The 26,010-nt window shown below is 75.3% G+C and carries 23 protein-coding genes and 1 other RNA gene; 6 read left to right on the top strand and 18 right to left on the bottom strand.

The features are described from left to right. Positions 1–79: 79 nt before the first annotated feature. The 6 genes from ACWIX3_RS13230 to ACWIX3_RS13205 form a co-directional block, all read right to left on the bottom strand. Positions 80–1,270 (bottom strand): AAA family ATPase, encoded by a 1,191-nt coding sequence (locus ACWIX3_RS13230; RefSeq protein ID WP_448607812.1) that lies wholly within the window; start codon positions 1,268–1,270, stop codon positions 80–82. Beyond that, the gene (gene cpaB, locus ACWIX3_RS13225; RefSeq protein ID WP_448607811.1) at positions 1,267–2,001 is read right to left on the bottom strand and encodes a Flp pilus assembly protein CpaB; all 735 of its coding nucleotides are present in this window, start codon (positions 1,999–2,001) and stop codon (positions 1,267–1,269) included. Before cpaB ends, ACWIX3_RS13230 begins: the two co-directional genes overlap by 4 nt. An 8-nt stretch (positions 2,002–2,009) precedes the next feature. Next, the gene (locus ACWIX3_RS13220) at positions 2,010–3,047 is read right to left on the bottom strand and encodes a pilus assembly protein TadG-related protein (RefSeq protein WP_448607810.1); all 1,038 of its coding nucleotides are present in this window, start codon (positions 3,045–3,047) and stop codon (positions 2,010–2,012) included. Beyond that, a complete protein-coding gene (locus ACWIX3_RS13215) occupies positions 3,035–3,433 on the bottom strand; it encodes a TadE/TadG family type IV pilus assembly protein (RefSeq protein WP_448607809.1) in 399 nt (132 codons plus the stop codon). The genes ACWIX3_RS13220 and ACWIX3_RS13215 overlap by 13 nt, the downstream gene beginning before the upstream one ends. A 100-nt stretch (positions 3,434–3,533) precedes the next feature. Continuing rightward, positions 3,534–3,764, bottom strand: coding sequence for a Flp family type IVb pilin (locus ACWIX3_RS13210; protein WP_448607808.1), 231 nt, complete (start codon positions 3,762–3,764; stop codon positions 3,534–3,536). A 216-nt stretch (positions 3,765–3,980) separates the two neighbouring features. Further along, positions 3,981–4,652, bottom strand: a complete 672-nt coding sequence (locus tag ACWIX3_RS13205; protein WP_448607807.1) for a prepilin peptidase — start codon at positions 4,650–4,652, stop codon at positions 3,981–3,983. Between the two features lie 135 nt (positions 4,653–4,787). On the opposite strand from ACWIX3_RS13205, the gene ACWIX3_RS13200 reads away from it, so the two are divergent. Continuing rightward, positions 4,788–5,081, top strand: a complete 294-nt coding sequence (locus ACWIX3_RS13200; protein WP_448607806.1) for a hypothetical protein — start codon at positions 4,788–4,790, stop codon at positions 5,079–5,081. Between the two features lie 150 nt (positions 5,082–5,231). On the opposite strand, the gene ACWIX3_RS13195 is transcribed toward ACWIX3_RS13200, so the two are convergent. The 7 genes from ACWIX3_RS13195 to rnpB form a co-directional block, all read right to left on the bottom strand. Then, entirely contained in the window at positions 5,232–7,565 is a 2,334-nt protein-coding gene (locus ACWIX3_RS13195; protein ID WP_448607805.1) for a lysylphosphatidylglycerol synthase domain-containing protein, read from the bottom strand. A gap of 69 nt (positions 7,566–7,634) precedes the next feature. Further along, positions 7,635–8,894 carry an MFS transporter gene (locus ACWIX3_RS13190; protein WP_448607804.1) on the bottom strand — a complete coding sequence of 420 codons (1,260 nt, stop codon included), beginning with the start codon at positions 8,892–8,894 and terminating at the stop codon, positions 7,635–7,637. Between the two features lie 46 nt (positions 8,895–8,940). Further along, a complete protein-coding gene (locus ACWIX3_RS13185; RefSeq protein ID WP_448607803.1) occupies positions 8,941–10,209 on the bottom strand; it encodes a multidrug effflux MFS transporter in 1,269 nt (422 codons plus the stop codon). Positions 10,210–10,308: 99 nt separating this feature from the next. Beyond that, positions 10,309–11,271 carry an NAD(P)/FAD-dependent oxidoreductase gene (locus tag ACWIX3_RS13180; RefSeq protein WP_448607802.1) on the bottom strand — a complete coding sequence of 321 codons (963 nt, stop codon included), beginning with the start codon at positions 11,269–11,271 and terminating at the stop codon, positions 10,309–10,311. Between the two features lie 181 nt (positions 11,272–11,452). Then, on the bottom strand, positions 11,453–12,916 hold the full coding sequence (locus tag ACWIX3_RS13175) for a protein adenylyltransferase SelO (protein ID WP_448607801.1): 1,464 nt from the start codon (positions 12,914–12,916) through the stop codon (positions 11,453–11,455). A gap of 174 nt (positions 12,917–13,090) precedes the next feature. Beyond that, complete coding sequence (locus ACWIX3_RS13170; RefSeq protein ID WP_448607800.1) at positions 13,091–13,657, bottom strand: dihydrofolate reductase family protein; 567 nt, start codon at positions 13,655–13,657, stop codon at positions 13,091–13,093. Positions 13,658–13,972: 315 nt separating this feature from the next. Then, an RNA gene (gene rnpB, locus ACWIX3_RS13165) (RNase P RNA component class A) lies at positions 13,973–14,377 on the bottom strand. Positions 14,378–14,422: 45 nt separating this feature from the next. On the opposite strand from rnpB, the gene ACWIX3_RS13160 reads away from it, so the two are divergent. Beyond that, positions 14,423–14,932, top strand: a complete 510-nt coding sequence (locus ACWIX3_RS13160) for a hypothetical protein (protein ID WP_448607799.1) — start codon at positions 14,423–14,425, stop codon at positions 14,930–14,932. On the opposite strand, the gene ACWIX3_RS13155 is transcribed toward ACWIX3_RS13160, so the two are convergent. The 3 genes from ACWIX3_RS13155 to ACWIX3_RS13145 all read right to left on the bottom strand — a co-directional run bounded on the left by ACWIX3_RS13155 (position 14,876) and on the right by ACWIX3_RS13145 (position 20,829). Then, entirely contained in the window at positions 14,876–18,949 is a 4,074-nt protein-coding gene (locus tag ACWIX3_RS13155; RefSeq protein ID WP_448607798.1) for an nSTAND1 domain-containing NTPase, read from the bottom strand. The two genes, ACWIX3_RS13160 and ACWIX3_RS13155, sit on opposite strands and share 57 nt — an antisense overlap. Before the next feature lie 188 nt (positions 18,950–19,137). After that, complete coding sequence (locus ACWIX3_RS13150; RefSeq protein ID WP_448607797.1) at positions 19,138–19,860, bottom strand: PIG-L deacetylase family protein; 723 nt, start codon at positions 19,858–19,860, stop codon at positions 19,138–19,140. Between the two features lie 48 nt (positions 19,861–19,908). Beyond that, entirely contained in the window at positions 19,909–20,829 is a 921-nt protein-coding gene (locus tag ACWIX3_RS13145; RefSeq protein ID WP_448607796.1) for a hypothetical protein, read from the bottom strand. 61 nt (positions 20,830–20,890) lie between these two features. Between ACWIX3_RS13145 and ACWIX3_RS13140 the strand changes: the two genes are divergently transcribed. Next, the gene (locus tag ACWIX3_RS13140; RefSeq protein WP_448607795.1) at positions 20,891–21,364 is read left to right on the top strand and encodes a nucleoside deaminase; all 474 of its coding nucleotides are present in this window, start codon (positions 20,891–20,893) and stop codon (positions 21,362–21,364) included. Here ACWIX3_RS13140 and ACWIX3_RS13135 read toward each other — a convergent pair. Together ACWIX3_RS13135 and ACWIX3_RS13130 are read right to left on the bottom strand one after the other, a co-directional pair. Then, on the bottom strand, positions 21,361–22,065 hold the full coding sequence (locus ACWIX3_RS13135) for an alpha/beta fold hydrolase (RefSeq protein WP_448607794.1): 705 nt from the start codon (positions 22,063–22,065) through the stop codon (positions 21,361–21,363). The two genes, ACWIX3_RS13140 and ACWIX3_RS13135, sit on opposite strands and share 4 nt — an antisense overlap. Beyond that, positions 22,062–22,421 carry a DoxX family protein gene (locus ACWIX3_RS13130; RefSeq protein WP_448607793.1) on the bottom strand — a complete coding sequence of 120 codons (360 nt, stop codon included), beginning with the start codon at positions 22,419–22,421 and terminating at the stop codon, positions 22,062–22,064. The genes ACWIX3_RS13135 and ACWIX3_RS13130 overlap by 4 nt, the downstream gene beginning before the upstream one ends. A 24-nt stretch (positions 22,422–22,445) precedes the next feature. On the opposite strand from ACWIX3_RS13130, the gene ACWIX3_RS13125 reads away from it, so the two are divergent. The 3 genes from ACWIX3_RS13125 to ACWIX3_RS13115 all read left to right on the top strand — a co-directional run bounded on the left by ACWIX3_RS13125 (position 22,446) and on the right by ACWIX3_RS13115 (position 25,896). Next, complete coding sequence (locus ACWIX3_RS13125; RefSeq protein WP_448607792.1) at positions 22,446–23,201, top strand: sulfite exporter TauE/SafE family protein; 756 nt, start codon at positions 22,446–22,448, stop codon at positions 23,199–23,201. A gap of 49 nt (positions 23,202–23,250) precedes the next feature. Further along, entirely contained in the window at positions 23,251–25,554 is a 2,304-nt protein-coding gene (locus tag ACWIX3_RS13120) for a putative bifunctional diguanylate cyclase/phosphodiesterase (RefSeq protein WP_448607791.1), read from the top strand. Between the two features lie 129 nt (positions 25,555–25,683). Further along, positions 25,684–25,896 carry a hypothetical protein gene (locus ACWIX3_RS13115; protein ID WP_448607790.1) on the top strand — a complete coding sequence of 71 codons (213 nt, stop codon included), beginning with the start codon at positions 25,684–25,686 and terminating at the stop codon, positions 25,894–25,896. Positions 25,897–26,010: the final 114 nt, after the last annotated feature.

Raw genomic sequence — 26,010 nt, 5'->3', positions numbered from 1 at the left:
GCACGGAGGCGGAGGTCACGACGCCGCCCGGTGCACGGAGGCGGAGGTCACGACGCCGCCCGGTGCACGGAGGCGGAGGTCACGACGCCGCCCGGTGCTTGGCGCGGTACCGGCCGGGCCGCACGATCGGGGTGGCGGCGAAGCGGGACACCAGCCGGCGGAGCTCCTTGACCACGGGATCCCGCCGGCCGGAGGCCAGGATCGGCACGCCCTGGTTGGTCGACCCGGGCACCGCGGCCGACCGCGGCAGGACGACGTCCACGCCGGTGCCGATCGCGGTCTCCACGTCGCGCACCGACAGCCCGCCCTTGGCGTCGGCGAAGTTCATCACCACGTGCCGGCCGGCCGGGATCATGCACAGCTCGCGCAGCACGTCGAGCTCCTTGCGCAGCCCGCGGACGCCGGGGACGTCCATGCTGCTCAGCATCACCACGTCGGTGGCCCGGTCGAGCGCGGCCAGGGTCTGCTCGGAGAGCCCCGGCGCGGTGTCGACGACGACGTAGCGGAACTCGCGGGCCAGCGAGGTGAGCAGCCGGCTGACGTCGGCGGCGGTCACGGTGTCGCCGGCGGCCGGGGACTCCGCCCCGCACACCGCGTACAGGCCGCTGGGGTGCTGGGTGAGGAAGGTCTTGAGGACCATCGTGTCCTCGACCGCCGGGCCGTGGACGACGTCGGGCAGCGCGTACTCCGGCGCCAGTCCGAGCGCGGAGGCGACGTCGCCGAACTGGACGTCGAGGTCGACGAGCACCGTCGACTGCGGTGCGGCCGCGGTCAGCCCGATGGCGAGGTTGGCCGACACGGTGGTCTTGCCGACGCCACCCTTCGGCGAGGCCACGGTGATGACCCGGCCGGTGTAGCGGGCGGTCTCCTCGACCGGGCGCAGCACCCGTCGCCGTCCGGCCGCGCTGGAGCCGGCGCGCTCGACGGCGGCGCGGATCTCGCCGGCGTCCGCGGTGGGCGGCAGCAGGTCGCGCACCCCGGCACGCATCGCCGCCTGCCACGTCTCCGGGGCCGGGTGGGCGAGCAGGACGACGCTGATGCCGGGGCACTGCACGTCGAGCCGGGCGGCCAGGCCGAACACCTCGGACAGCGGCGCCGCCGGGCCGATCAGCAGGACGTCGGGCAGCTCGCCGTCGACCAGCTGCTCGAACAGCCGCGCCGGGTCGGCGGGCAGCCGGCCGGCGTGCAGCACGTGCACGTCGCCGTCGGTCGCCTCCTCGACGCGCAGGACGAGCTCCTCGTCGGCTGCGCCGAGCACCACGCGGCTCATGAGTAGTCCTTCTCGTAGACGTTCTCGGGGGTGACGACCTCGGTGCCGGTGGTGTCGACGCCGTCCGGCTCGAGGGAGAGCCAGACGGTGCCGTGCTCCATGCCGAAGACGACCGCCTCGGCCGCCTCCGGGAGCAGCCCGAGCGTGACCATGAGGCTGGCCGAGGGCGCCGCGCCGCCGGAGGACGCGGTCTGCGTCTCGTCGCCCGCCTCGGATCGGACCGGGGCGCCCTGCACCTGGGTGACCAGCACGCGGTTCAGGACGACGTGCGTCTCGCCCTCGAGGGAGACGTGCACCCCGACGGTGTCCCCGGCGGCGAGCCGGCCGCCGACGGCGCGCTGCGGTTCGAGCAGGATGCTGACCTCCGAGGCCCCCTCCGGCGGGGTCACGGTGCCCGGCACGGTGAGGTCCGCGGGGGCGGCGAAGCGGGCCGCCAGCAGCTGCTCGCCCGGCTGCAGGTCGACGGTGGCGACCTGCCCGGCCAGCTGGTCGAGGTCGGCGACCCCGCCCGGGACGGCGGCCTTGGCCGGGAGCCGCTCGGTGCGGACGAGGTCGGCCAGCTCCTCGGCCGGCGTCCCCTCGGCGACCGGCTGCTCGACCAGGAGGACGTCCACGGTCTCCACCCCGGCCAGGGCTCGGGCGTCGGCACCGCGCACGTAGGCCAGCAGGACCACGGCGCCGGTGGCGGCGAGGAGCAGCGCCGCCAGGGCGGCGAGCAGTCGGCGTCTCACGAGGGCCCCTATCGGACGAGTCGGAGGACCCAGGCACCCAGCTGCGGGGCGTCGGGGTCGTAGTCGAAGGCCTCGCCGAGGTCGACGAAGCGGGTGAAGTAGCCGGTCACGCAGCGCCCGCTGCCGCTGCACGGTCGCGGCTGGGACTCGAACTGGCCGCCGAGGTGGTAGCCGGTCAGCCGGAAGGCGGCGTAGCCGTAGACGCGGTACCAGGCGTTGCTGCCCGTGCCGCCGTACTGGTCGAAGATCGGCAGCAGCACCGTGCGGCCCACCCAGGAGGCGAAGTCGGCGGCCGAGCACTGGGACGGCGGGGTGTTGCCGGTCGAGGAGTACGAGCGCTCGTCGCTGGCGCTCGTGGCGCGGCACTCGCCGGGGTCGCTGACCAGGTAGCCGAACCCGCCCGGCACGATGTTGTCCGACGGCCCGGTGCAGTCCTCGATCGTGGTCGAGGACTTGGTCAGGAAGATGGTCCGTTCGGTGGTGCCCGAGGGCAGCCCGCCACCGGTCTGCTGGGAGAACTCGCACCAGGAGAAGGTCAGGGGCAGGACGGCGGTGCCCCCGCTCGGACCGCCCCAGGCCACCGTGGCGGTGGCCGAGACGGCGGTCGCGTCGTGCCCGATCGCCGGGGCGAACCAGTGTTCCTGCGGGGTGCGCCCGGAGACGGTGACGCGGTGGGGGTTCGACGCCAGGACCGGTGGAGCGGCGGTGGCGTCGCCGAGGTTGGCGTCCACCATGCCCTGCGCGGTCGCCTGCATGTCGCCGCAGGCGCCCTTGGCGCAGTCGGCGGCGACGGCGAGCGCCGCCGCGTCGGCGGCGACCTGCAGCCGGGCCCTCTCCGCGTACAGGGCGCCGATGTCGACGGCGATGGCGGTGAAGCCGAGGACCGGCACGAGCAGCAGCGCCAGGAGCACCGCCGAGGCGCCGTGCTCGCCGGCCAGCCGGCGGCGAAGGGCAGAGCGGCCGCCCTGCTGCCCGGCCCCGTCCCGGGCACGGCCCTGGGCGGAGCGGAGGGTGGGGAGGACGGGGTCCTTCTTCAGCCGTTGCACCGCATGACCCCCGTCCCGGTGAGGTCGATGTCCGCGCCGAAGAAGCCGGTGAGGAACGGCATCGGGTAGTCGACGGTGATGCGCACGTTCTGCGTCGTCGTGCCGGTCATCGGGCAGCCGGTCTGCGGTGTCACGGTGATCTGCGCGTCGGTGATGGCCGGGTCGAGCGTGGGGGTCGCGTCGCGGACGGCCGTGCGCGCCGCGGCCGGGTCGTTCTGCAGGGCCATGGCGCGGGCGCCCTCGCGGGCGGCGGCGGACAGGGTGCCCTGCACCTGGAAGGCGTGCCCGAACTCGGCGATGCCGAGCACCAGGACGAGCAGCAGCGGCACGATCATCGCGAACTCCACGGCGCCGGCGCCGTGCTCGTCGCGCAGTCGGGTGCGCACCGGTCCCCCACCTCCTCTCCCGCTGGGTCGTCGCTGCCCGGGTGCGGCGCGGCGCAGCGGCCCCGGGGGGACGGGGCCGCTGCGCCGTGGGTGCGAGGGATCAGTCGGCGGCGGGCACGGTGCCGCCCAGCTCCTCGACGATCGAGGTGAAGAGCTCGTCGAGGCGACCGCCGAGGGCGATCACGGCCGCGATGATCACGACGGCGATCAGGCCGACCATGAGGCCGTACTCGACGGCGGTCGCGCCCTTCTCCTCGCGCTTGAGGCGCTCCTCGGCGAAGGAGCAGAGCGTGGCGAGGGTGGCCAGCGGGTTGGTGACGAGGTCCAGCACGGGGACTCCCTGGGGGACGGTGCCGGCCGGTCCGGATCGGGCGACCCGGACGTCGCGGCACTTGCCAGGGGGTGTCGTCCGAACGGTCGGCCCGCTTGAGGCCGGGTCATCCGGTCGGCCGACAGCGTCCGCCCGCCCGGGGGACCGCCCGCCGGCGGACGTCACGCCACGTGACCGGCGCCACACGCCGCTTTCCGCGGGAAACCGCCGGAGGGCTCAGGGCAGCAGCGCCGCCCCGCCGATCACCAGAGCGGCGCCGGCGAGCATGGCCGGTCCGAAGGGCAGCTCACCGCGCACCCCGATCCGCCGGGTCGCCAGCAGCGCCAGCGCGATCCCCGCCTGGACGACGAAGCCGGCGAGCGCGCCCAGCACCACCGCCGCCCAGCCGAGCCAGCCCAGGTACAGGCCGAGGAGTGCGGCCAGCTTCACGTCACCCATGCCCAGGCCGCCGGGCGAGACCAGCGCGAGTGCCAGGTACACCGCGAACAGGGCCGCCGCGCCGAGCACCGCCCGCAGCAGCGCGTCCCAGGCGCCGTCGGCGAGGGCCGGGAGGAGCAGCAGCGCCGTCCCCGCGGCGAGTGCGGGCAGCACCACGCGGTTGGGCAGCAGCCGGTTCTGCAGGTCCACCACGGCGAGCAGCACGCCCACGACGGCGAGGAGCAGGAACGCCGGCAGCTCCCACGAGAGCCCCGAGCGCAGCACCGTCAGAGCGCACAGCAGCCCGGTCGCCACCTCGACGAGCGGCGGCCGGACGGCGACCGGACCGGGGCCCACCAGCTCCCGCGCACCGGTGTCCGGCGGCCAGGGGAAGCGGCCAGCGGCGCGGTTGACGAGCACCCCCGCGGCCGCCCCCAGGAGCAGGGCGACGACGGTGAGGGCGGCGAGCACGGAGCGACGATGGCACGACTGCGCCCGCCGATGCGGGACCGCCACCGATCGGTGGACGGCACGGGAGCGGTGCGCCTGATCGGGTGCACGGGTCCGTCGTCCCACCGGTCGGTGGTTTCCGGCACCCTCAGCGGCATGAGCGAGACCGCGCAGGTCGCCCTGGCCGTCGTCTGCTTCGCCGTGGCGGTGCTCGCTCAGGTGACCGGCCTGGCGCTGCTGGTCGCGGACGCCCGCAGGACCGGCGCCGCTCTGCGCCGCTGGCGCGACAGCAGCCCGGCGGGGCACCGGCCGGAGACCCCCGTCCGGCTCGGTGACCTCGCCGTCCTGCTCGACACCCTGCTCGACAACCGGTTCGACCGTGCCGCCGCCGCTGTCCTGCTCGTGGTCGGCGTCGTGGCGGGGGCGCTGGGCTGGTTCCTGGCGCTCTGACCGCGCCGGCAGTCCGGCTGCTCCTGCGTTCGGGGTCGCGCGCCGACCGGTGCCCCGAGCCTCGACCCGGGCGACCCGACTGCGATCGGCTCCCGACGGTCCGGCTGCTCGGGGCGCGGCGAGGGAGAACCGCAGCTCGGGCCACGCGGTTCAGATCTGCTGCCTGCGCTGGAGGGTGAGGAAGGCGAGCCAGCCGAACGGCGCCGGCAGCCAGAACGTCGCCGTCCGGAAGGCGAGGACGGCGGTGAGCGCGGCCGTCACCGGCACACCCGTCGCCGTGAGGGCGCCGACGAGGGCGGCCTCGACGGCGCCGAGCCCGCCGGGGGTGGGCGCCGCCGATCCGATCGTGGACGCCGCCAGGTAGACCACGACGAGCGTCGGCAGGGACAGGGACGCGGAGAAGGCGCGCAGCGAGGCGTCGAGCGCCACCACGTAGCCGCCGTTGAGCAGCAGGATGCCGAGCACCGCCGTCCCGAGCCGGCGCGGCTGGGACAGCGCGGTGAGCAGCTGGGGCAGCGTCTGGCGCAGCAGCGGCTCCACGCGGCGGTGCAGCAGCCGCCGCGTCGGCGGCAGCAGGCCCACGGCGACGAGCACCGCCGTCGCCCCCAGCAGGACGACGAGCACCTCACCGCTGGGCAGGAGCGTCGGGCGGGACGCCGAGACGCCGCTCACCCAGCTGCACACCAGCAGCACGACCACCGTGACGACGACGGTGACGACCTGGCTCACGGCGACGCTGGCCGCGGCCGTCGCCAGGGGGACGCCGGCGCGCTGGAGGTAGCGGATGCCGAGCCCGACGTGCCCCACCGTCGGCGGGGTCACCAGCGTGACGAAGGCCGTCGCGACCTGCACCAGCGTGGTGCGACCCAGCGGCAGGTCCGCGGGCACGAAGGCCTGCAGCGCCAGCGCCGCGCCGACGTACGTCACGGCCGAGCCGAGCACCGCGACCGCGAGCCACTCCCAGCGGGCCGCGCTCAGCGTGCTGCCGAGGCTGACCTCGGAGAGCTGGGAGGCCAGCACGTACGCGGCGACCGTCGCCGCCAGCACCGTGACGATCGTCCGTGGCCGCACGCGCTCGAGGCGCGGCGCCGTGGCCGGAGCCGCTCCCGAGGGTCCGGTCAGGGCGGCGCGCAGGTCGCTGACGACGCTGGTCCGGCGCACCGCCTCGCGCAGAGGCGGGGGCAGCACCAGCGGCTGGGCCAGCGCCGCCAGCCGCGCCTCGGCCGGTGTCCCGGTCCCGTAGCCGGCGCGCAGCGCAACCACCGCGGCCTCGACACCGGCGTGCGCGGCCGCGGTCACCAGGAGCGCCACGACGTCCAGCTCGCGTTGCAGCTCGCTGGCCGCCGGCTGTGCGGACCGCCACCGGCTGAAGCCGACCCGGCCGTCCGGCATCAGGACGACCGACCGCGCGGTGAGCGCGCCGTGGGCCATCCCGGCCCGGTGCACCCGCCTGAGCGCGGCGAAGGCGGCCCGCAGTTCCTCCGGGACCGCGCCGTCCGCGTCCGAGAGCGGGGTACCGGCGAGCGGCCGGGCCACCGACAGCAGCGCCGGTCCCGTGGACAGCAGCGTCAGCACCGAGGGTGCGGGGACGTCGGCCGCTCGCGCGATGGCGGCGCAGAGCGCCTCCCGTTCGAGCTGGCCGCGCAACGTGAGCGCGGGCCGGCCGACGACCGACGACCGCAGCCGCACCAGCGACACCCCGCGGCGGGCCAGCGAGACGCCGCGGCGGTCAGGGTCCACGACGGTCACCTCGAGGTCCCCGCCGGGCGAGGTGGCGGCGTAGCGCAGGCTCTCCGCCGGGTGCGGCAGCGGGCACAGCTCGTCCACCGGGAGCCCGGCCGCCGCGAGGACCGCGCGGATCCGCCCCTCGTCCGGACGCGCGGGCAGCACGCCGACCAGCACCCGGACGAGGAGGCCGGCCACCGCCCCGGCGAGCACGGCGATCGCCCCGCTGAGCAGGGTGAGGCTGCCCAGGGCCAGGGCGCACAGCAGCGCCGCACCCACCGCCAGCCTGGCCGGCGTCGTCCACCGCGGGCGCCGCTGCAGGTCGGCCCCGAGCAGCAGGCCGACGGCGGCGGCGATCGGCGTGACCGCCGCGTCCGCGGCCGGCCCCAGCAGGTTCCTCCCGCCCAGCAGCCACTCGGCCGCCTCGCCGAGTCCCGTCCCCAGCGCGCAGGCGAGGACGGCGGAGGTGAGCGCGAAGCGGCGCCACCGCAGCGCGTCGAGCAGGACGGCGCCGAGCAGCGCCAGCACGGCGAGCGATGCGACCCCGTTGGCGACGGAGAGCACCGTGCGCGGCAGTCCGCCGAGGACCGCGTCGGCGAGGTCGGTCCCGGGGGTGGGCACGTCCGGCACCCGCAGGGCGAGCAGGACCAGGAGCACCAGCGCGCCGGCCGCGAGCGCCAGCTCGACCCCGTCAGCGGGACGGCGGACCCGGGTGCGCGGCCAGAACGACGTCCGCCGGTCCGCGCCCTCCTCCGTCACCCGGCCAGTATTCGCAGGTCCCGGCCGCGCTTCGCGGCGGGTCGCCCCCCTGCCGCACGGGGCTGCGCGTCAGCGGTGCGGTGCGGCCCGCTCGGGCGGGGATCCCGGCCGGCTCTCCGCGCGGGACGACGCCGCGCGCGCCGACGTGGTCGGCCCGGGCAGCCGCAGGCTGACCAGCAGCGCGAGCACCGGCAGTGGGAGGAGGGCGGCCACCGACCACACCAGGCCGTGCGCGTCGGCCAGCACCCCGAACAGGGGTGTCACGGCACCGCCGGCCGAGACGGCCAGGCCGAGGGTGACTCCGGAGGCCGTGCCGACGCGGTTGGGGAGCAGCTCCTGCCCGAGGGTCGTCTGCACCGAGAAGGGCAGGTAGAGCCCCAGGCCGAGCAGGACGGCGGCAGCGAGGGCCCCGGGCCAGGACGGCGCGGCGACGAGCAGGACCAGACCGGGCACGGCGACCGCGTAGCCCAGCCGGATGGCCGGTACCCGGCCCCAGCGGTCGGCGAGCCAGCCGCCGACGAGGGTGCCGACCGCCCCGACGCCGAGGAACGTCGCCAGCGCTGCGGAGCCGGCGGAGGCGGAGAGGCCGAAGCGGTCGATGACGTACAGCGCGACCAGGGACGACACCCCGAAGTAGAGCATCGAGCGGATCACCACCAGCCCGGTCAGCCAGCCGAACGACCGCCAGTCGTCGTCCCGCTGCCGTGCCCCGCCGGCCGCGGCGGTGGCGCGCGGGCGGGCGCGGGCCCGGCGGCCGAGCGCGAGCAGGACGGCGGCCGTGCCGAGGGCCGGCAGCGCCAGCAGGGGCGTCCCCGCCACGCCGTACGCCAGCAGCACGGGCGTGACCACGACCGGGCCGAGGGCGAGACCGGCGTTGCCCCCGACGGCGAACCAGCTCATCCCCTGCGCGGAGGCGCCGGCAGCCGCGCGCGCCGCCCGGGCCGCGGCGGGGTGGTAGGCGGCCACGCCGAGACCGGAGAGGGCCACCGCCGCCCACGTCCACCAGTAGGAGTCGCCGAGGCCGGCCAGCCCGATGCCCACCCCGGCGACCAGCAGCCCCACCGCGGGCAGCCAGGGCAGGGGGCGGCGGTCGGCCAGGACGCCGAAGGCGGGCTGGACCACCGACGAGAGCACGGTGGCAGCCAGGGTGATGCCGGTGGCGGCGGCGTAGGAGTAGCCCCGCTCCAGCACCAGGAAGGGCAGCAGCGCGGGCACCGCACCCTGGTACAGGTCGTCCACGACGTGGCTGCCGGTCAGCAGGGCCAGCCCGCGTCGGTCCACCACCACCCCGCCCGAGGCGGCTCTGCCGCCCCGCCGCCCGCTCCGCACCAGGCGACCGTGGCCGCGCGGGCGCCGGTCGTCAACCGGCCGAGGGTCAGTGCGCGGCAGCGGGTGCCGGCTCGTCGGTCAGCTCCCAGGGGCGGACGACGGTCATCAGCACCGCGATGGCGAGGACCAGCGCGGCCAGGATGACCGTGCCCATCGCCGCGGCGTCGTTGCCCAGCAGGCCGACGACCGGGGAGACCGCGGCGCCCACGCCGAACTGCACCGCGCCGAGCAACGCCGCGGCCGAGCCGGCCGACTCCCCGTGCCGGGACAGCGCCAGCGCCGGGGCGTTGGGCAGCGCGAGGCCGGAGGCGAAGAGCATCGCCCACAGCGGGACGACGACCGCGACCAGCCCGCCGGTACCGGTGAGGGCGAGGACGAGCAGCGCCGCGCCGGCGACCGCGCCGAAGACGGTGCCGGTGACCAGCACCTGCGCCGGCGACCACCGGCGCAGCACCACCGGGTTGAGCTGGGTGGCCGCGATCAGCCAGAACGCGCCCGCGCCGAACAGCAGACCGAACTGCTGCTCGTCGAGGCCGAACTGCCGCTGGAAGACGAACGACGAGCCGGAGACGTAGCTGAACAGCCCGGCCATCGTGAGCCCGGCGACGAGCACCAGGCCGACGAACGTGCGGTCGCGCAGCAGCCCGCGGTAGGTGCGCAGCGTGCCGGCGACGCCGTGGCCGCTGCGCCGGGACGGCGGCAGCGTCTCGCGCAGGGCCAGTGCGCCCACGGTGAGCAGCAGCAGGCCGTAGACGGCGAGGACGGCGAAGATGCCGCGCCAGCTCGTGACCCGCAGCAGCTCCCCACCCAGCGTGGGCGCCAGCACCGGCGCGGCACCGAGCACGAGGAACAGCCGGGACAGCATCGTGGCCGCCGCCCGTCCGGTGAACAGGTCGCGGACGACGGCCATCGCGACCACCGCGCCGGCCGCCGTCCCCACGCCCTGCAGCAGGCGCAGCACGCCGAGCACCTCGATGCTCGGGGCGACCAGCACCAGCAGCGAGGCCACCACGTACAGCGCCGTGCCGGCCAGCAGCGGCCCGCGCCGCCCGAACGTGTCGGAGAGCGGGCCGAGGACGAGCTGGCCGATCGCCAGGCCGACGAGCGTGCCGGTGAGGGTCAGCTGGACCATCGCCGACGTCGTCCCCAGCTCGGCGCTGATGGTGGGTAGCGCCGGCAGGTACATGTCGATCGTCAGCGGCCCGACTGCGACGAACGCGCCGAGGAGGAGGGCGAGCAGCGCCCGGTTGGGCGGCGCGGCCTCGGTCGTCGGTGCGAGCGTCGCGGTCGCGGCGCGGTCCTGCAGGTCGGTCACGGTCGTCCCATTCGTCCAGGCGGTGTGCGGACGGCCCACGCTGGCCGGATGTCAGGAGCCAAGGCAGCGCCGGCGCCGTCCATTCCTGGCCGTGACCGCTCACACCCCCAGCGGCTCGCGGGCGGCGGCCGCCCGGCGCGTGTCCTCGAGGACGAGGTCGTAGTTCACCTGGGCTCCTGCGGCTGCGCCCGCCGCCGCGGCCGCACCGACCTGCGCGGACAGGTCGGTGACGTTGCCGGCGAGCCACACGCCGGGGACGGTGCTGCGCCCGGTGGCGTCGGCCACCAGGTGCTCCCCCATCCCTGACGGGTGCGGCACCGGGGTCAGGCCCAGACCGGTGAGGAAGCCGGCGCGGGCGACCATCCGCGACTGGACGGCGACGGCGTGGCGTTCGACCACCGTGCCGTCGGCCAGCCGCACGCCGACGAGCCGGTCGCCGGCGACCTCGAGCCCGGCCACCTCTCCGGTCACCACCGGGACGCCGAGGGCGGCCAGCTGCTCGGCCTGCTCGCCGGAGGGCGCCGGCTGGGTGTGCGCGAAGAGGACGACATCGGCGCTGAGCTGCCGGAACAGCAGCGCCTGGTGCACCGCCATGGGCCCGCTGGCCAGCACGCCGATGGCCTGGTCGCGGACCTCCCAGCCGTGGCAGTACGGGCAGTGCAGCACGTCGCGGCCCCAGCGCTCACGCAGCCCGGGGACGTCGGGCAGCTCGTCGACCAGCCCCGTGGTGACCAGCAGCCGGCGAGCCCGCACGGTCCGCCCGTCGGCCAGCCCGACGGTGAAGCCGTCGCCGTCCCGGTCCGCGCCGACGACCTCGCCGTCGACCACCTGGCCGCCGTAGGAGCGGACCTCGGCCCGCCCGCGCTCGAGCAGCTCGCCCGGCGGCATCCCCTCGCGCGCCAGCAGCCCGTGCACGCCGGCCGCCGGTGCGTTGCGCGGTGCGCCCGCGTCGACCACCACCACGGACCGCCGCGAGCGGGCCAGCAGGAGCGCCCCGTTCAGACCGGCGGCACCACCGCCGACCACCACGACGTCGTACTCGTTCCTCAGTTCATCGGTCACCGTGACCACCTCCGGGACCACGGTGCGACGGACAGCGCTCGACCGGCAAGGATCGTTGCTGGTTCGGCAAGACGACGACTGCTGCGGCGCAGGACGGCCGCCGGCTGGAGACCGGCTGCAGGCGGCGACGGCGACGCGCACCCGGTCACGCCGGGGTGAACGGGCCGTCCACCCCGGCGGCTCAGGTACCGCAGAAGGTGCGGTAGGGGCCGGTGCCGCCCGGGGCCGGGGCGGCGTAGCGCTCGAGACCCGGACGCTCCTCGTAGGGCGCGGCCAGCACCTCGAGCAGCTGCCGCAGCGGGGCCAGGTCGCCGGTCGTGGCGGCCTCCAGCGCCTCCTCGACGAGGTGGTTGCGCGGGATGTAGACCGGGTTGGCGCGGTCCATCGCCTCGGCGTCCGGACCGAGGGCGCGCCACCGCTCGAGCCAGGCGTCGAAGCGCGCCAGGTCCAGGACGAGCAGTCGGGCGGGCTCGGCGTCGCCCCGGGCCGCGGTGCCGAGGGCGCGGAAGAACGACGTCAGGTCGACGCGGCTCTCCTGCATGAGAGCGAGCAGCTCCTCGACCAGCGCGGTGGTCACGTCGTCGTCCAGCCCCTCGGGCAGGCCGAGCTTGGCGCGCATCCCCGCCGTCCAGGCGGCGTTGTACTGCGGGCGGAACCGCTCGAGCGCCCCGACCGCCAGGGCGACGGCCTGCTCCTGGTCGTCGGTGAGCAGCGGCAGCAGCGTCTCGGCGAAGCGGGCGAGGTTCCACTCGGCCACGATCGGCTGGTTGCCGTAGGCGTAGCGCCCGCCGGCGTCGATCGAGCTGAAGACGGTGGCCGGGTCGAAGGCGTCGAGGAACGCGCAGGGCCCGTAGTCGATGGTCTCGCCGGAGATCGTCGTGTTGTCGGTGTTCATGACGCCGTGCACGAAGCCGACCAGCATCCACTGCGCCACCAGCGAGGCCTGGGCGGTGACCACGGCCTCGAACAGCGCGAGGTGGGGGTTCCCGGCGTCCGCCGCTGCGGCGTGGTGCCGGGCGATGGCGTGCTCGGCGAGCCGGCGCAGCAGTTCGACGTCCCCGGTGGCGCGGGCGTACTGGAAGCTGCCCACCCGCAGGTGGCTGCCCGCGACCCGTGCCAGGACGGCGCCGGGCAGCAGGGTCTCGCGGCGCACCGGGCGGCCGGTCGCCACCACGGCGAGGGAGCGCGTGGTGGGGATGCCGAGGGCGTGCATCGCCTCGCTGATGACGTACTCGCGCAGCATCGGACCGACGACGGCCAGGCCGTCGCCGCCCCGGGAGAACGGCGTGCGGCCCGAGCCCTTGAGGTGCAGGTCGCGCAGCCGCCCGTGGACGTCGGTCAGCTCACCCAGCAGCAGCGCCCGGCCGTCACCCAGGCGCGGGACGAACCCGCCGAACTGGTGCCCGGCGTAGGCCTGCGCGACCGGCTTCGCGCCGGCGGGCAGGGACGTGCCGAGCAGCAGCCGCACGCCCTCGGGGCCGCGGAGCGCCTCGGGGTCGAGCCCCAGTTCGGCGGCCAGCGCGTCGTTCAGCACGAGCAGCTGCGGGTCCGGGGCCTGGTCGGCCTGCCACGGGACCGCCATCTCCGGCAGCTCGCGGGCGAAGCGGTCGTCGAAGGAGACGGTCGGTGCGGGGGCGACGCTCACACGGTGGACAGCACGCCGGGGGCCGCCGCTGTTCCCGGATGCCGACGGCGGGCCGCGCGGGAGGCCGAGGCCTGGTCCGCCACGTACCTGCCGGGCCACACCGGCTCCGGGCGCAGCACGGCCACGTGCTCCCAGACGCCCCACCCGTCTGCTCGGACCGCTCGACGCGGACACCTAGGGCCGTCGGACGGCGTAGCGCAACAGGACGACACCGTTGCCGAACCGCCGGTTCTCCACCAGCTCCAGGGCGGTCGGGTCGTCGGCGGTCTCGAACAGCCGTCGACCGCGGCCGATGACGACCGGGTTGACGTAGAGGCGGTACTCGTCGACCAGGTCCAGCCGGCGGAAGGTCTCGACCAGGTCGGCCCCGCCGAGCGTCATGTCCCCGCCGGGCTGCTGCTTCAGTGCGCGGATCTCGTCGGGGTCCACCTCTGCCCGCAGCGAGGCGTTGGGGCCGACCTCCCGCAGCGTGCGGGAGAACACGATCTTGGGCACCGCCCGCCAGATGCCGGCGAACTCACGCATGGTCGGCGGGGCGTCCGGGTCCTGGTCGGCGGTCGGCCAGAACGCTTCCATGAGCTCGTAGGTGACCCGGCCCTCCATGAAGGCGCTGTTGGTCGCGAGCTGCTCGTTGAAGTGCGCGTGCAGCTCCTCGTCGACGAGGTGCCAGCTCAGGTCGTGGTCCGGCCCCTCGAAGTAGCCGTCCAGCGACAGCATCATGTGCACGACGATCTTCCGCATGCGTCCTCCTGATCCACGACCCGGTCCGGCAGCTCGGACCGCCCGACGCGGACGATCTCATCGGTCCCGCCGGCCTTCGCCCGGCACGGCCGCGCGGGGATGCGCCTGCCGGAGGGCGGCGGGAACCGGATCGGCAGCGTCCCGATGGCCTCCCGCGCCTCCGAGCAGCCGGCGGGCGCCTGAGCGCACCGCGACCCGCCTGGCCCACAGCCGACGATGCGGGCCTGCGTGCGGGGTAGCGCTCGGCCGAGTCCCGGACCCTGTGCGGACTGACGCGGCACTCTGAGCTTGGACCTGCAGGTCCGAGCCGGGCGACGGACGAGTCGGCCTGTACGCCGGGTTCTGTCCACGGGTGCCTCACGGCATCCCGATGGGCGGCCATCCATCTAGGCCTGCCGTTGCCGGCAGGCTCCAGCGGTCCACCCGCAGGCATCGGGCGGGCAGCCCTCGAACGCCTGCGCAGGACGGCGGTGCGACCGCCGTCCCTCTCGACCTTGCTCCGGGTGGGGTTTACCGAGCCGCACCGGTCACCCGGTGCGCTGGTGGTCTCTTACACCACCGTTTCACCCTCACCAGCGGCGAGCCGCTGGCGGTCTGTTCTCTGTGGCACTGTCCCGCGGGTCACCCCGGGTCGCCGTTAGCGACCACCCTGCCCTGTGGAGCCCGGACGTTCCTCGGCGACGGGGTCTCCCCCGCCGACGCGACCGCCCGGCCGACTCGTCCGTCGTGCCGACCATCCTAGTGCCGAGACCGCTACCTCCGGCCATGCGGCCGGCCACGCGCCACGTCGACGTCGCCACCACGGTGCTCGGAGTGGTCGTGCTCGGAGTGGTCGTGCTCGGAGTGGTCGTGCTCGGAGTGGTCGTGCTCGGAGTGGTCGTGCTCGGAGTGGTCGTGCTCGGAGTGGTCGTGCTCGGAGTGGTCGTGCTCGGAGTGGTCGTGCTCGGAGTGGTCGTGCTCGCGGCGCTGTCCCAGCTGCTCGCCGGGCGGCCCGAGACCGCGATCGTGCTCGGGGTCATCGCCGTCGGCCTCGCGCCGGGCGTCGCCATCTACCGGTCGGCTCGGCGCCGCGGCGATCTCGGCCGAGCCCCGCGGGGCCGGTCGACGACGGTCGTCCCCGTCAGGCCAGTGACGGCGGAAGCCCACCCGCCGCTCGCCGGCCCCCGTGAGCGGTCGGGACAGCCGGAGCGGGTGCACTGCGGCCTGACGGCACGTGCGTCAGTTCGAGTAGCGAGCGACAGGGGCGTCCGGTGGCGCCCCCTCTCCCGCGGGTAGGTCGGGGCACGTCCGCTCGTAGGCCATCCCAGGGGCCAGCTGCTCCCACTCGGTCATCGAGAGGTTCCGGCTCACCATCCGGCAGCCGGCCTCCACCCAGGACGAGAACTCCGTGTCCCACAGCCGTACCAAGCCGTCACGGCTGCCGGTCGCCACCCACCGACCTTCTGGGCTGAACGCCACCGCTCGTATCTCTTCCCGGTGTCCCGTCAGCGAGGGGCCATGGGGCTCCCCGGTCGCCACGTCCCACAGCCGTAGCGTCCGGTCGTCCGCGACGCTGGCCACCAATCGACCGTCCGGGCTGAACGCCACACCCAGCACGGTGTTGGTGTGCCCTCTGAGGGGTTCTCCGTGTGGCTGTCCGGACGTGACGTCCCACAGTCGAACGGTGTTGTCGGTGCTGCCCGAGGCCAGCAGTCGACCATCCGAGCTGAATGCCACGTCCTGCACGTAACCGGTGTGGCCGGTCAACGGCTCACCCCGGAGCTGACCGGTCATGACGTCCCACAGTCGCACCGTCTGGTCGCCACTGGCGCTGGCCAGGAGGGTCCCGTCCGGGCTGAACGCCACCCCGCTCACCCAGTCCGTGTGGCCGGTCAACGGCTCACCGCGAGGCCCACCCGTCGAGACACCCCACAGCCGCACTGTCTGGTCCTCGCCCACGCTGGCCAGCAGCTCCCCGTCCGGGCTGAACGCCACCGAGTTCACCCCGTCGGTGTGGCCGGTCAACGGCTCACCGTACGGCTCACCTGTCATTGCGTCCCACAGCCGCACGGTCCGGTCGCCACCACCGCTGGCCAGGAGGGTCCCGTCCGGGCTGAAGGCGACGTCGCCGACCCAGTCGTCGTGGCCGAACAGCGGCGGTCCTGCCGGCTGGCCGCTCTCGGCGTCCCAGAGTTGCACCGTCGCGTCACCGCCTGCGCTGGCCAGGACATCCCCGTCCGGGTTGAACGCCACCCCGTTCACCCAGGCGGTGTGGCCGGCGAGCGGCCGGCTGACGGAGTGCGTCTCGGTCACGTCCCAGATCCGAGCGGTCTGGTCGAGGCTGACGCTGGCGACGCGGGACCCGTCCGGGCTGAACGCCACGCCATCCGCCCACATGGTGTGCCCGACCAGCGCCTGCGCGTGGGGTTGTCCCGACGCGGTGTCCCACAGCTGCACCGTCCCGTTCTCGGTCGCACTGACCAGCAATCCGCCGTCCGGGCTGAAGGCCACCGCCCAGACGGGGCCCGAGTAGCCACCGAGCGGCTGCCCCAGGGGCTGCCCGGTGACCGCGTCCCAGAGCTGCACCGACCAGTCGGCACTGGCGGTCGCCAGCAGAGCCCCGTCGGGGCTGAAGGCAACTCCCCAGACCTCGTCCTGGTGTCCGGTCAAGGGCGCTCCCAGAGGCCGTCCGGTCGCCACCTCCCACAGCCGCACCGTCTGGTCCACGCCAACGGTCGCCAGCTGGACGCCGTCCGGACTGAACGCGACGTCGCGGACCTCGTCCGTGTGCCCGGTCAGCGGCGAGCCCTGCGGTCGTCCGGTCGCCACGTGCCACAGCCGCACCGTGTGGTCGGCTCCCGCCGTCGCCAGCAGGCTCCCGTCGGGACTGAACGCGACCGCCCAGAGACCGGCGGCGTGGCCGGAGAACGACCGCCCGAGCGGTCGCCCGGTCGCCACGTCCCACAGTCGCAGCGTCTGGTCCCCACTGGCGGAGGCCAACAGATTCCCGTCAGGGCTGAAGACCACGTCCCTGACGGCGGCCGTGTGCCCGGTCAGCGGATCACCGACCGGCCGACCGGACTCGACCTCCCACAACCGTACGGTCCGGTCCCCGCTGCTGGTGGCCAGCAGACGACCGTCGGGGCTGAACGCCACACCCCACACCGGGCCGGTGTGCCCCGTCAGCAGCTGGGACGTGTGCGTCATCTGGGCCAGGCCGGTGATCAGCCCGTCGGGCGGTATCGGGCCCGGCCGCTCGCCGCCGGCCAGGCTCATGCTGTGCAGGCCGGCGAGGATCGCCGTGTCCGGCTTGCCCTGGACGAGATCGTCCGCCTCGGCCGCGATCTGGCGCGCCATGGCCAGCCGCGCCTGACCCTGGGCTTCGCGGTTCTGCTGCAGGGCCAGTCCCCCGGCGGCGACGGCTGCCACCAGCAAGAACGCCAGACCGGCGGCCAGTGCCCGTAGTCGCCGGTTCGAGCGTCGGGCCGTCTCCAGTTCGCGTGCGGCCAGCGCTCGACTGGCCTGCAGGTACCGGCTCTCGACCGGTCCGAGCTCGCCGATGTGCTCGTCCGCCCACACGCCGATGGCCGCGAGCCGCCCGCCGCGCAGCAGGTAGGACTCGTCGCGGTCGCCGTGCTCCCAGTCAGCGGCGTGCCGTTCCAGTTCGGACCGGAGCTCCAGACTGAACCGGTCGGCCTCGACGGCGTCCCGCAGCGGGTGCCACTGCCGCAGCAGCGCCTCGTGCGCGACCTCCACCACGGCATCTCCCGTGGCTCGATCACCACCTGGACCGGAGGTCTCGTCGTGACTCACGAGCAGCCGGGCGTCGACGAAGGCGTCGACCACCGCGCGCTCCTCGTCGGCCAGCGCGCTGCAGGACACACGGCGCCGGGTCGTCTCCCCCTCGGGGCTGACGGTGACCAGCTTGATCAATGTGGGGACGACGTGAGCGCCGAGCCCGCGGCGCGTGAGCTCGTCGCTGACGCGGTCGGCATGGCGCTGGAGGGCACCGACCACTCCGCCCACGGCGTCGTACTGCGCCAGGCTCATCCGGCCATCGGGCCCGGACCGTTCCGCCAGTTCCCGCAGGGTGTAGGCCAGCAGCGGCAGGGCGTCCCCGCCGGCGGTGTCCTCGACCATCCGCTCGACCAGCCCCGCCTGCAGGTCCAACCCCGCCCGCTGGGCCGGTCGGGCGATCACCTCTGCAAGTCGGCCGCGACCGAGCGGCTCCACCACGAGGGGGTCGTCGATCACCTCGGCGAGCCCGGCGCGCTCCGGTGCGGTGGCGAGGAACTCGGAGCGGACCGAGGCGACCACCCACAGGGGTGTGTCCTCGCCGAGCGCACCGTCCAGCAGCCTGAGGAACGACTGCTGTTCTCGCGTTCCGCTGACCGTGATCAGTTCCTCGGCCTGGTCGATCACCACCAGCGAGGCCGGCTGACCGGTCCCCCTCCCGGCCAGATCGGCCAGCTCCCGGGCGAGCAGGACCAGCCCCTCCGACCCACGGCTGAGGACGCCCTCGACATCAGCGGTGGAACGGGGGTGCCCGTGCTCGGTGAAGGCCTCGGCCAGGCAGTTGGCCAGGTGGTGGGTGGGGCGGCCCCCCGGGCGTAGCGGCGGCACGAGGATCCAGTGCGTCGGCGACCGGGCGAGCCGGGGCAGCAGCCCGGCACGCAGGAGCGAGGACTTGCCGCTCCCGGACGGGCCGACGACGGCCACGAACCGGCCTGCGCCGTGCTGCAGGGTCGGGTGCAGCAGCTCGAGCAACCGCTCGGTCTCCCGTTCCCGGGCGAAGAAGACCGCGGCGTCCTCCGGGTCGAAGGGAGCCAGCCCCGGGTAGGGCGACCGGGTCGGGTCCCAGGAGAACGCATCCGCCGGGTCGAGACCTGCCGCCCGCAGACCCGCCAGGAGCCTGCGCAGCCCCGGCGGCCGGCCGGTGCCGTCCCCGTCGTGCCCGTCGGAGGCGAGATCGGCGTCGGTCAGGTCGATCCACTGCACGTCCGCCAGGAGCGGGAGTCGCACTCCGGGCTCCAGCGCCAGGGGGAAGACGGGGTGCCCCAACGAGCGCGCCAGACTGAGCTCTGCGAAGCACCACCGGGACGCCGTCGCAGTGCGACTCGCGAGGAAGACCACGGCCTCGGTGCGACGCAGCCGGGCGTACAGCTCGCGTTCCCAGTTGCGCCCCGCCGGTATGCCGTCTTCTGGGTCGAAGTCCACGAAGACCGTGGTGAAGCCGGCTCTCTGCAGCCAGCTGCTCACTCGCTCCGTCGCGACCCGGTCCTGGTTGCTGTGACTGATGAACAGAGCAGGCATCGGTCCCCCTCTGTCCGGGGGTGGGAAGGCAAGCGCAGACCGATGCCCGGGACATGTCAAGGACTCCGGTCATCAGGCACGGGGACCCCGTTCGGGCCTCCCCGTGCCTGCACACGTGTATGCGGTGGGACGCAGCGAGCGTCCAACCGCCTCTGGCGTCGTCGTGCTGACCAGTCCGGGGACCGGCGTCAGCCCCAGTAGAGGCGGAAGCCCACCCGCCGCTCGCCGTCCTCGGTGAGGGTCGCCATGTCGATCTGTCGACGTGCCTGCTCGTCGACCGGCTCGTCGGAGAGCGCCTCGAGGTAGCGGCGGTGCTCGGTCAGGGAGGCCACCGCCTTCTCCACCCCCGCGGACACGTCCATCACGTGCGGCGGGTCCGGGTCGATCGTGTGCACCGCGACGTACTGGACGCCGGACCACCGCTCCTCGGTCAGGTCCGGGAAGATCCACTCGTTGGCGGCGTCGGCCACCGCGTCGAGCACACCCTGGGTCAGCGCCCGGTGGTCGGCGGAGTTCAGGTAACCCGGGGTGACGCCGGGCGGGGTCCACGTGGGGCCGCCGTACATGGTCAGCACCAGCTCGGGCCGGTGCCGGCGGATCGCGGCGGCCAGATCGCGACGCAGCGCCACCCCGGCCTCCAGCACGCCGTCCCGGTGGTCGAGGAACTCGACCTCGGAGACGCCCACGACGGCGGCCGAGCGGCGCTCCTCGTCCTCCCGCAGCGGGCCTGCCTCGGCCGGCGCCATTCCGGCGATCCCGGCCTCGCCGCGGGTGGCCAGCAGGTAGTGCACCTCCTTGCCCGCCGCCGTCCAGACGGCGACGGCCGCGGCCGCGCCGTACTCGATGTCGTCGGGGTGCGCGGCCACGACCAGGGCGCGCTGCCAGTCGTCGGGCATCGGGAGAGGCGGCATGGCGGGCAGTCTGCTCCCCGGGGACGACGGAAGGCGACCCGTCGGCGCTCACCCCAGGACGTCGCCCAGCGGGGGCTTCTCCCGCCAGACCTGCACCAGCGGAGTCAGCCCGTCGGAGAGCCCGGGCAGCTCGGCGTCCAGCGGCAGGACGGCGAGCAGCTGCAGGTCGCGACCTCGCTCGGCCACCGCGGCCAGCCGGTCGTCCAGCGGCGGGAGTCCCAACCGGGCGGCCTCGGCGGCGTACCCCGATCGCACGGCCGGCGGCGCCCCGGCCAGATCCCGCTCCCGCAGGCCGCGGTGCACGTGCTCGAGGTCCGAGACCACCGGCCCGGTCGTCGTCGGGAGGAGGTTGTAGAACGGCGCGTCCCCGTGCACCGGCTGCGCGTGCGCGTCCGGGAAGGCGGCCGAGAACGCGGCCGGGTCCTCGGCCAAGGGGCGCAGCAGCCCCCACTCGGCGCGGGCACGCTCGACGTCCGCCTCCGGCAGCAACCCGGGCAGCCCGTCGAGCCCGTCGGCGATGGAGGCGTCCAGCGGGAACCACCAGCTCAGCTCCACCGGGCAGTCGGCCAGGACCGCGTGCAGGCGGGCCGCCGTGGCTCCCTGCTCCTGCTCGGGCACTGGTCCGGCGCTGACCTCCACGAGGTCCCACGCGGTCATCGCCTGCCCGTCGTGGACCCACGGGCGGGTCGCTGCCGGGCGCACCGCCGGGAAGGCACGCTCGGCGAGCCAGGCGCAGACGGTGAGTTCGAGCTGCATCTGCGCCCGCTGCCCGGCCGGGTCGGCGCGGACGGTGCGCGGCAGCACGGTGGGCACCCGGACCACCACCGGAGCCGGCGCGAGGTGCACGACGACCGAGAAGACGTCGTAGAGGACCTCGGGCTGCCGCACGTCCAGCCCCTCCGCACGACCGGCGGCGACGGCCGCCGCCACCGCGCGCTGCCGTCGGGCTGCCGCGGCTCCACTGCCCATCCGCCGAGCGTGCCAGGCCGGTGGCGCAGCGGACCTCCTCCGTACGCGCCAGGATCGGCGCATGGTCGACGACGTGGACCTCGCCCACATGCGCCGCTGCGTGGAGCTCGCCCGCGCGGCCCTCGACGCCGGCGACGAGCCGTTCGGGTCCGTGCTCGTGGACGGCGACGGTCGGGTCCGCTTCGAGGACTCCAACCACGTGGCCGGCGGCGACGCCACCCGGCACCCCGAGTTCGCCATCGCCCGCTGGGCCGCCGAGCACATGACCCCCGACGAGCGGGCCGCGGCGACGGTCTACACCTCCGGCGAGCACTGCCCCATGTGCGCCGCCGCGCACGCCTGGGTCGGTCTCGGCCGCATCGTCTACGCCAGCTCCTCGGCGCAGCTCGCAGCCTGGCGGGCCGCGCTCGGCGCCCCGCCCGCACCGGTCCGCCCGCTGCCGATCAGCGAGGTCGCCCCGGGAGTGCCGGTCGAGGGCCCGGTGCCCGGCCTGGACGAGGAGGTGCACGAGCTGCACCGGCGCCGGTTCGGCTAGCGCCCGGCGACCTCCAGCAGGACGGTGGCCAGCGCGTCCGGCGCGCTGACCATCGGGTCGTGGCCGGTGGCCAGCTCGACGACCTCCCACCCCGGCTGCGACCGGACGAGCCGGCGCGAGGGGTCGATGGTCGGCAGTGCCGGCGCGGTGCAGTCGACGTAGGTGCGCGGCCGGGCGGCCCACCGGTCGGCGTCGAAGTGCAGCGGGTCCTCGAACACTCCACCGGGCTGCGGGGTCTGCCGCCGTTCCACCCACACCGCGTCGTCCCCGGTGAGCCCGCAGGCCGATGCCGGCGGCGGGGGGAGGTGCCCCTGCTCGGCGATCACCGTGCGGCGGGCGGCCCGCACCTCCCGCGGGATGCAGTCGGCCCAGCTCCGCCCCGGCGTCGGGACGACGGCGTCGACGTAGACCAGGCGGCCGACCGCCTCGCCCAGCCGGTCGGCCGCACCGGTGACGACGAGGCCGCCGTAGCTGTGCCCGACCAGCACAGCGCCTCGGCAGCCCGCGTCCAGCACCGCGGTCACGACGTCGGACACGTGTGTGTCCAGCGTGATGGCCGGTGACAGCTCGGCCGCCCGCTCCCCCACCCCGGTCAGCGGCACGGCGAGGACGCGGTGCCCGGCCCGCTCCAGCGCCGGCACCACCCGCTCCCAGCACCAGGCGCCGTGCCAGGCCCCCGCCACGAGGACGACGGTGGTCACCGGGCCCGCGCCACCTTCAGCGCGATGCGGATGAGCGGTACCTGCAGCGGCAGCCGGACGGCGGCCACCGTCATCGGCAGCGCCCGCCGCGGCACCACCCGGAAGGTGTGCAGGTGCGCGGGCACGAAGGCGGCCAGCAGCGCGGCCGCGGCCCAGCCCCCTGCCCGCCGGGTCCCCGGCACCGCCATCAGCCCGGCGGTTGCGATCTCGGCGACCCCGCTGGCGTACACCCAGGCGCGGGCGTTCCCCAGCTCCGGCGGCACCAGCCACTCGTAGGTCCGCGGCCGGACCAGGTGCAGCACCCCCGACCCGCCGAACGCCGCCGCCAGTGCCGCCGCTGCCCGCGTCAGTCCCACGCGGCCACCGTAGGCTCGCGCCTCGTGTCCGCCCTCGACCTGGCCATCGCGGCGGGCGTCGCCCTCGTCGCCGGCGCTGTCAACTCCGTCGCCGGCGGCGGATCGCTGATCCTCTTCCCCACCCTCGTCGCGCTCGGGCTGGGGACCGTCGCCGCCAACGTCACCAACTCGGTCGCCCAGTGGCCGGGCTACCTCGGCGGCGTCCTGGGCTTCCGGTCCGAGTACGCCGGCCAGCGCAGCCGGCTGCTCCGCTTCGGCCTCGTCGCGCTCCTCGGCGGCGTCGCCGGCAGCGTCCTGCTGCTCACGACCCCCACCGCGGCCTTCGACGTCGTCGTCCCCGTGCTGGTCCTGGTGGCCAGCCTGCTGCTGGCCGTGCAGCCGCTGCTCACCCGGCGACTGAAGCGGACCGAGGACGCCGGCCCGCGGCGCGACCCGGGATGGCTGTACGTGGCGCTGTTCCTGGCCACGGTCTACGGCGGCTACTTCGGCGGGGCGCTCGGGGTCATCCTGGTCGGCGTCCTCGGGGTGGGCCTGCACCGGCTGAAGCTTGCCAACGCGCTGAAGTCGGCGCTCTCGGCGGTCACCGCGACCGTCACCGTCGTCGTCTTCGGCCTCTTCGGACCGGTCGACTGGCAGGTCGTCGCGGTCGCCGCCCCGGCCAGCCTGCTCGGCGGCTTCCTCGGTGCCCGCATCGCCACCCGCATCCCGGCCACACCGCTGCGGGTCTTCATCGTCGCCTTCGGGATCGCGGTGTCGGTCTACCTGTTCACACGCATCTGATCGCGGGCCGTTGTGGCCCGGAGGGGTGACTGGGGTCCATCCTCAGTCGGTGGCGTCCGATGACGAGGACATGCCGGTCTCCGCCTCGCCCCGCCTCCTGCCGGGCACGCCCCGATGGGCGCTGGCGGTCGTCGTCGCGCTGGCGGCCGCGGGGGCCGTCGGCGTGGTGCTCGTGCCGGCGCCGGACCCGCTCGCCCCCGCGCACTTCCTGCCGGCGCTGGCGATGCACGGCGGCCTGTGCGTGCTGCTGGTCCGCCGGGCCCTCGGCACGCAGCAGGAACGGGTCGTGTGGGTGAGGGTGGCCCTGTCAGCCCTCGTGTTCACCGCGTGCGCGCTCTGCGCCGGTGTGCTCGGCCTGGTCCCCGCGACCCGCGCCGTGGCCGCCGTCCCGCTGGCCTGGGCGCCGGTGCTCGCGTTCCCCTTCGTCTACGGCGGGCTGGTCCGCTGGAACCGCTTCGGCACCACCCTCGCCGACCCGAACGACGTCCTCAACGGCTCCTCCGCGGTGCTCGCCGCGGTGGCCCTGGGCAACGCCGTGGCGGCCGGCGCCGGCAGCCCCCTGCTGGACCTGCCGTGGTGGCACAGCCAGGCCCTGCTCGGGCAGGCGGCCACCGGGGTCGTCCTCCTCGGGACGGCGCTGTCGGTGATCGGCCTGGGCGCCATGGGCCGCGACCCGCGCAGCTGGCTGGTCGCCGGCACCTTCGCCGTCTCGTCCGCGGGCAGCCTCGGCACCCTGGTCGCCGGCGGCGTGCCGGTGACCTGGCTGTCCGCCGCTCAGCCGATCGGCGTGGTCTGCCTCGGCGTGGCGGCCGTCCTGCGCCCCGGACGCGTCGCCCCCCAGCCCACCGACCCCGCGGCGTCCACCATCGGCGCGTTCGTCGTCATCCTGGTCTCGACGGGGGTGCTCGTCTCCGCCGCCGTCACCGGGACGGCGGGCCCGGCCACCTGGTGTGCCGCCCTGGCCGCCACCGGCGCCGGTCTGCGGCTGCTGGTCAACGTGCGCGAGCTCTCGCAGCTGACGGTCAGCCGGCAGGAGGCGCTCACCGACGAGCTCACCGGCCGGGCCAACCGCCGCGCCGTCCTGCGCCGGGTCGAGGACGTGTGCCGGGAGGGCATCCCGCTGGTCTTCGCCCTGCTGGACCTGGACAAGTTCAAGGAGGTCAACGACGGGCTCGGCCACGCCGCCGGCGACGACCTGCTCCGCCTGGTCGCCAACCGGCTCCAGCCGGTGCTGCGGACCGGGGACATGCTGGGCCGGCTGGGCGGGGACGAGTTCGCCGTGGTCGCCGTCCTGGACGCCGGCACCGACCCGGAGCAGGCCGCCGAGTCCCTCGGTCGGCGCCTGGGCGAGCGGCTGGCCCGCCCCTTCCACGTCGGGGGGATGTCGGTGCACGTGGCCGCCAGCATCGGGCTGGCCCTGCGCACCGGCACCACGGACGACGAGTCCGGCACCGCGCAGCTCCTGCTCCAGCAGGCCGACGCCGCGATGTACTCCGCCAAGCGCTCCGGCACCACGCTGGCCGTCTACGACGCCGCCCGGCACGGCGACGGCAGCGGCCACCTCGCGCTGGTCGAGGACCTGCGCGAGGGTCTGCGGACGGGCCAGCTCGTGCTGCACCACCAGCCGCAGGTGGACGTCGCCACCGGTCGCACCGTCGGCGTCGAGACGCTGGTCCGCTGGGCGCACCCGGACCGCGGCCTGCTCGGCCCGGCGGAGTTCCTGCCGCTGGCCGAGGTGCACGGGCTGATGGGGCCGCTGACCGAGGAGGTCCTGCGGCAGGCCGTCGCCCAGGCCGCGGCCTGGCGGGGCGCCGGCCGGCGGCTGCGGATGTCGGTCAACCTCTCGGCGAGCAACCTGCTCGACATCCACCTGCCGGCGCGGGTGGCTGCTCTGCTGCGTGACGCCGGCCTGCCGGCCGGGGACCTCGTGCTCGAGGTGACCGAGAGCGTGCTCATCAGCGACCCGGAGCGCAGCCTGGCCGTGGTCGGCCGGCTCGCCGACCTCGGGGTCACCGTGAGCATCGACGACTTCGGCACCGGCTACTCGTCGCTGTCCTACCTGCGCGAGCTCCCCGTGGCCGAGCTCAAGCTCGACCGCTCGTTCACTGCCGGCCTGCTCACCGACCCCCGCACCGAGGCCATCGTGGCGAGCACGATCGGCCTGGCCCACCGACTGGGGCTGCGGGTCGTGGCCGAGGGGGTCGAGCAGGCCGCGACCCTGACCCGCCTGGCCGCCCTGGGCTGCGACGAGAGCCAGGGCTACCTGCACTCCCCGCCGCTACCGGCCGACCGGCTCGAGGCCTGGCTGGACCGCACCGGCACGTCCCCGAGGCCCGAGCTCCTGAGGTCGTAGCCGGCACGCCGCCCGACCTCCGCAGTGGCCCGGGTCACCCCTGGGGCGGCTGTGACGGAGGGGTCCACCCGGTCGTGGACACGCCCCTCGCCTCCCCGCACCGCCCTGACCCGTGCCTAACGTCGGGGCATGCGCGAGAACCGACTCTCCCCGGTCCGGAACGCGAACGACACCGCCCGGGTCCAGCACCTCCACCTCATCGCCGCCGCGCGGGCCGCGGCCGTCCGGCCCACGTCCGAGCAGCAGGTCTCCGACATCGTCCGCGTCACCGTGGACGACGAGGTCGACACCCGCACGTTCCGGGCGATCGTCGCCGACATCTCCGACGACGTCCTGCGCTAGGAGGCCCCGTCCCGGGCCCGGTGACGTGCTGGACCGGCCACCCTCCAGGGGCCCCGCCGGCCCCGTCCAGAGGCTCGCCGCGAGCCTGCGAGCGGTGAGGAGGACGGAGTCCTT

The organism is Geodermatophilus sp. URMC 60 (assembly GCF_053502585.1).
Note: the sequence above shows the minus strand (reverse complement) of the source record. Positions and strands in the feature narration are given on the sequence as shown.

What these genes read in the sequence shown, in the direction of transcription:
- ACWIX3_RS13170 (WP_448607800.1), bottom strand. Translation starts at nt 13,657, where the DNA reads ATGCGGAAGATCGTCGTGCACATGATGCTGTCGCTGGACGGCTACTTC.
- ACWIX3_RS13200 (WP_448607806.1), top strand. Translation starts at nt 4,788, where the DNA reads ATGAGCGAGACCGCGCAGGTCGCCCTGGCCGTCGTCTGCTTCGCCGTG.
- ACWIX3_RS13230 (WP_448607812.1), bottom strand. Translation starts at nt 1,270, where the DNA reads ATGAGCCGCGTGGTGCTCGGCGCAGCCGACGAGGAGCTCGTCCTGCGC.
- ACWIX3_RS13115 (WP_448607790.1), top strand. Translation starts at nt 25,684, where the DNA reads ATGCGCGAGAACCGACTCTCCCCGGTCCGGAACGCGAACGACACCGCC.
- ACWIX3_RS13155 (WP_448607798.1), bottom strand. Translation starts at nt 18,949, where the DNA reads ATGCCTGCTCTGTTCATCAGTCACAGCAACCAGGACCGGGTCGCGACG.
- ACWIX3_RS13150 (WP_448607797.1), bottom strand. Translation starts at nt 19,860, where the DNA reads ATGCCGCCTCTCCCGATGCCCGACGACTGGCAGCGCGCCCTGGTCGTG.
- ACWIX3_RS13160 (WP_448607799.1), top strand. Translation starts at nt 14,423, where the DNA reads ATGCGGCCGGCCACGCGCCACGTCGACGTCGCCACCACGGTGCTCGGA.
- ACWIX3_RS13145 (WP_448607796.1), bottom strand. Translation starts at nt 20,829, where the DNA reads ATGGGCAGTGGAGCCGCGGCAGCCCGACGGCAGCGCGCGGTGGCGGCG.
- ACWIX3_RS13140 (WP_448607795.1), top strand. Translation starts at nt 20,891, where the DNA reads ATGGTCGACGACGTGGACCTCGCCCACATGCGCCGCTGCGTGGAGCTC.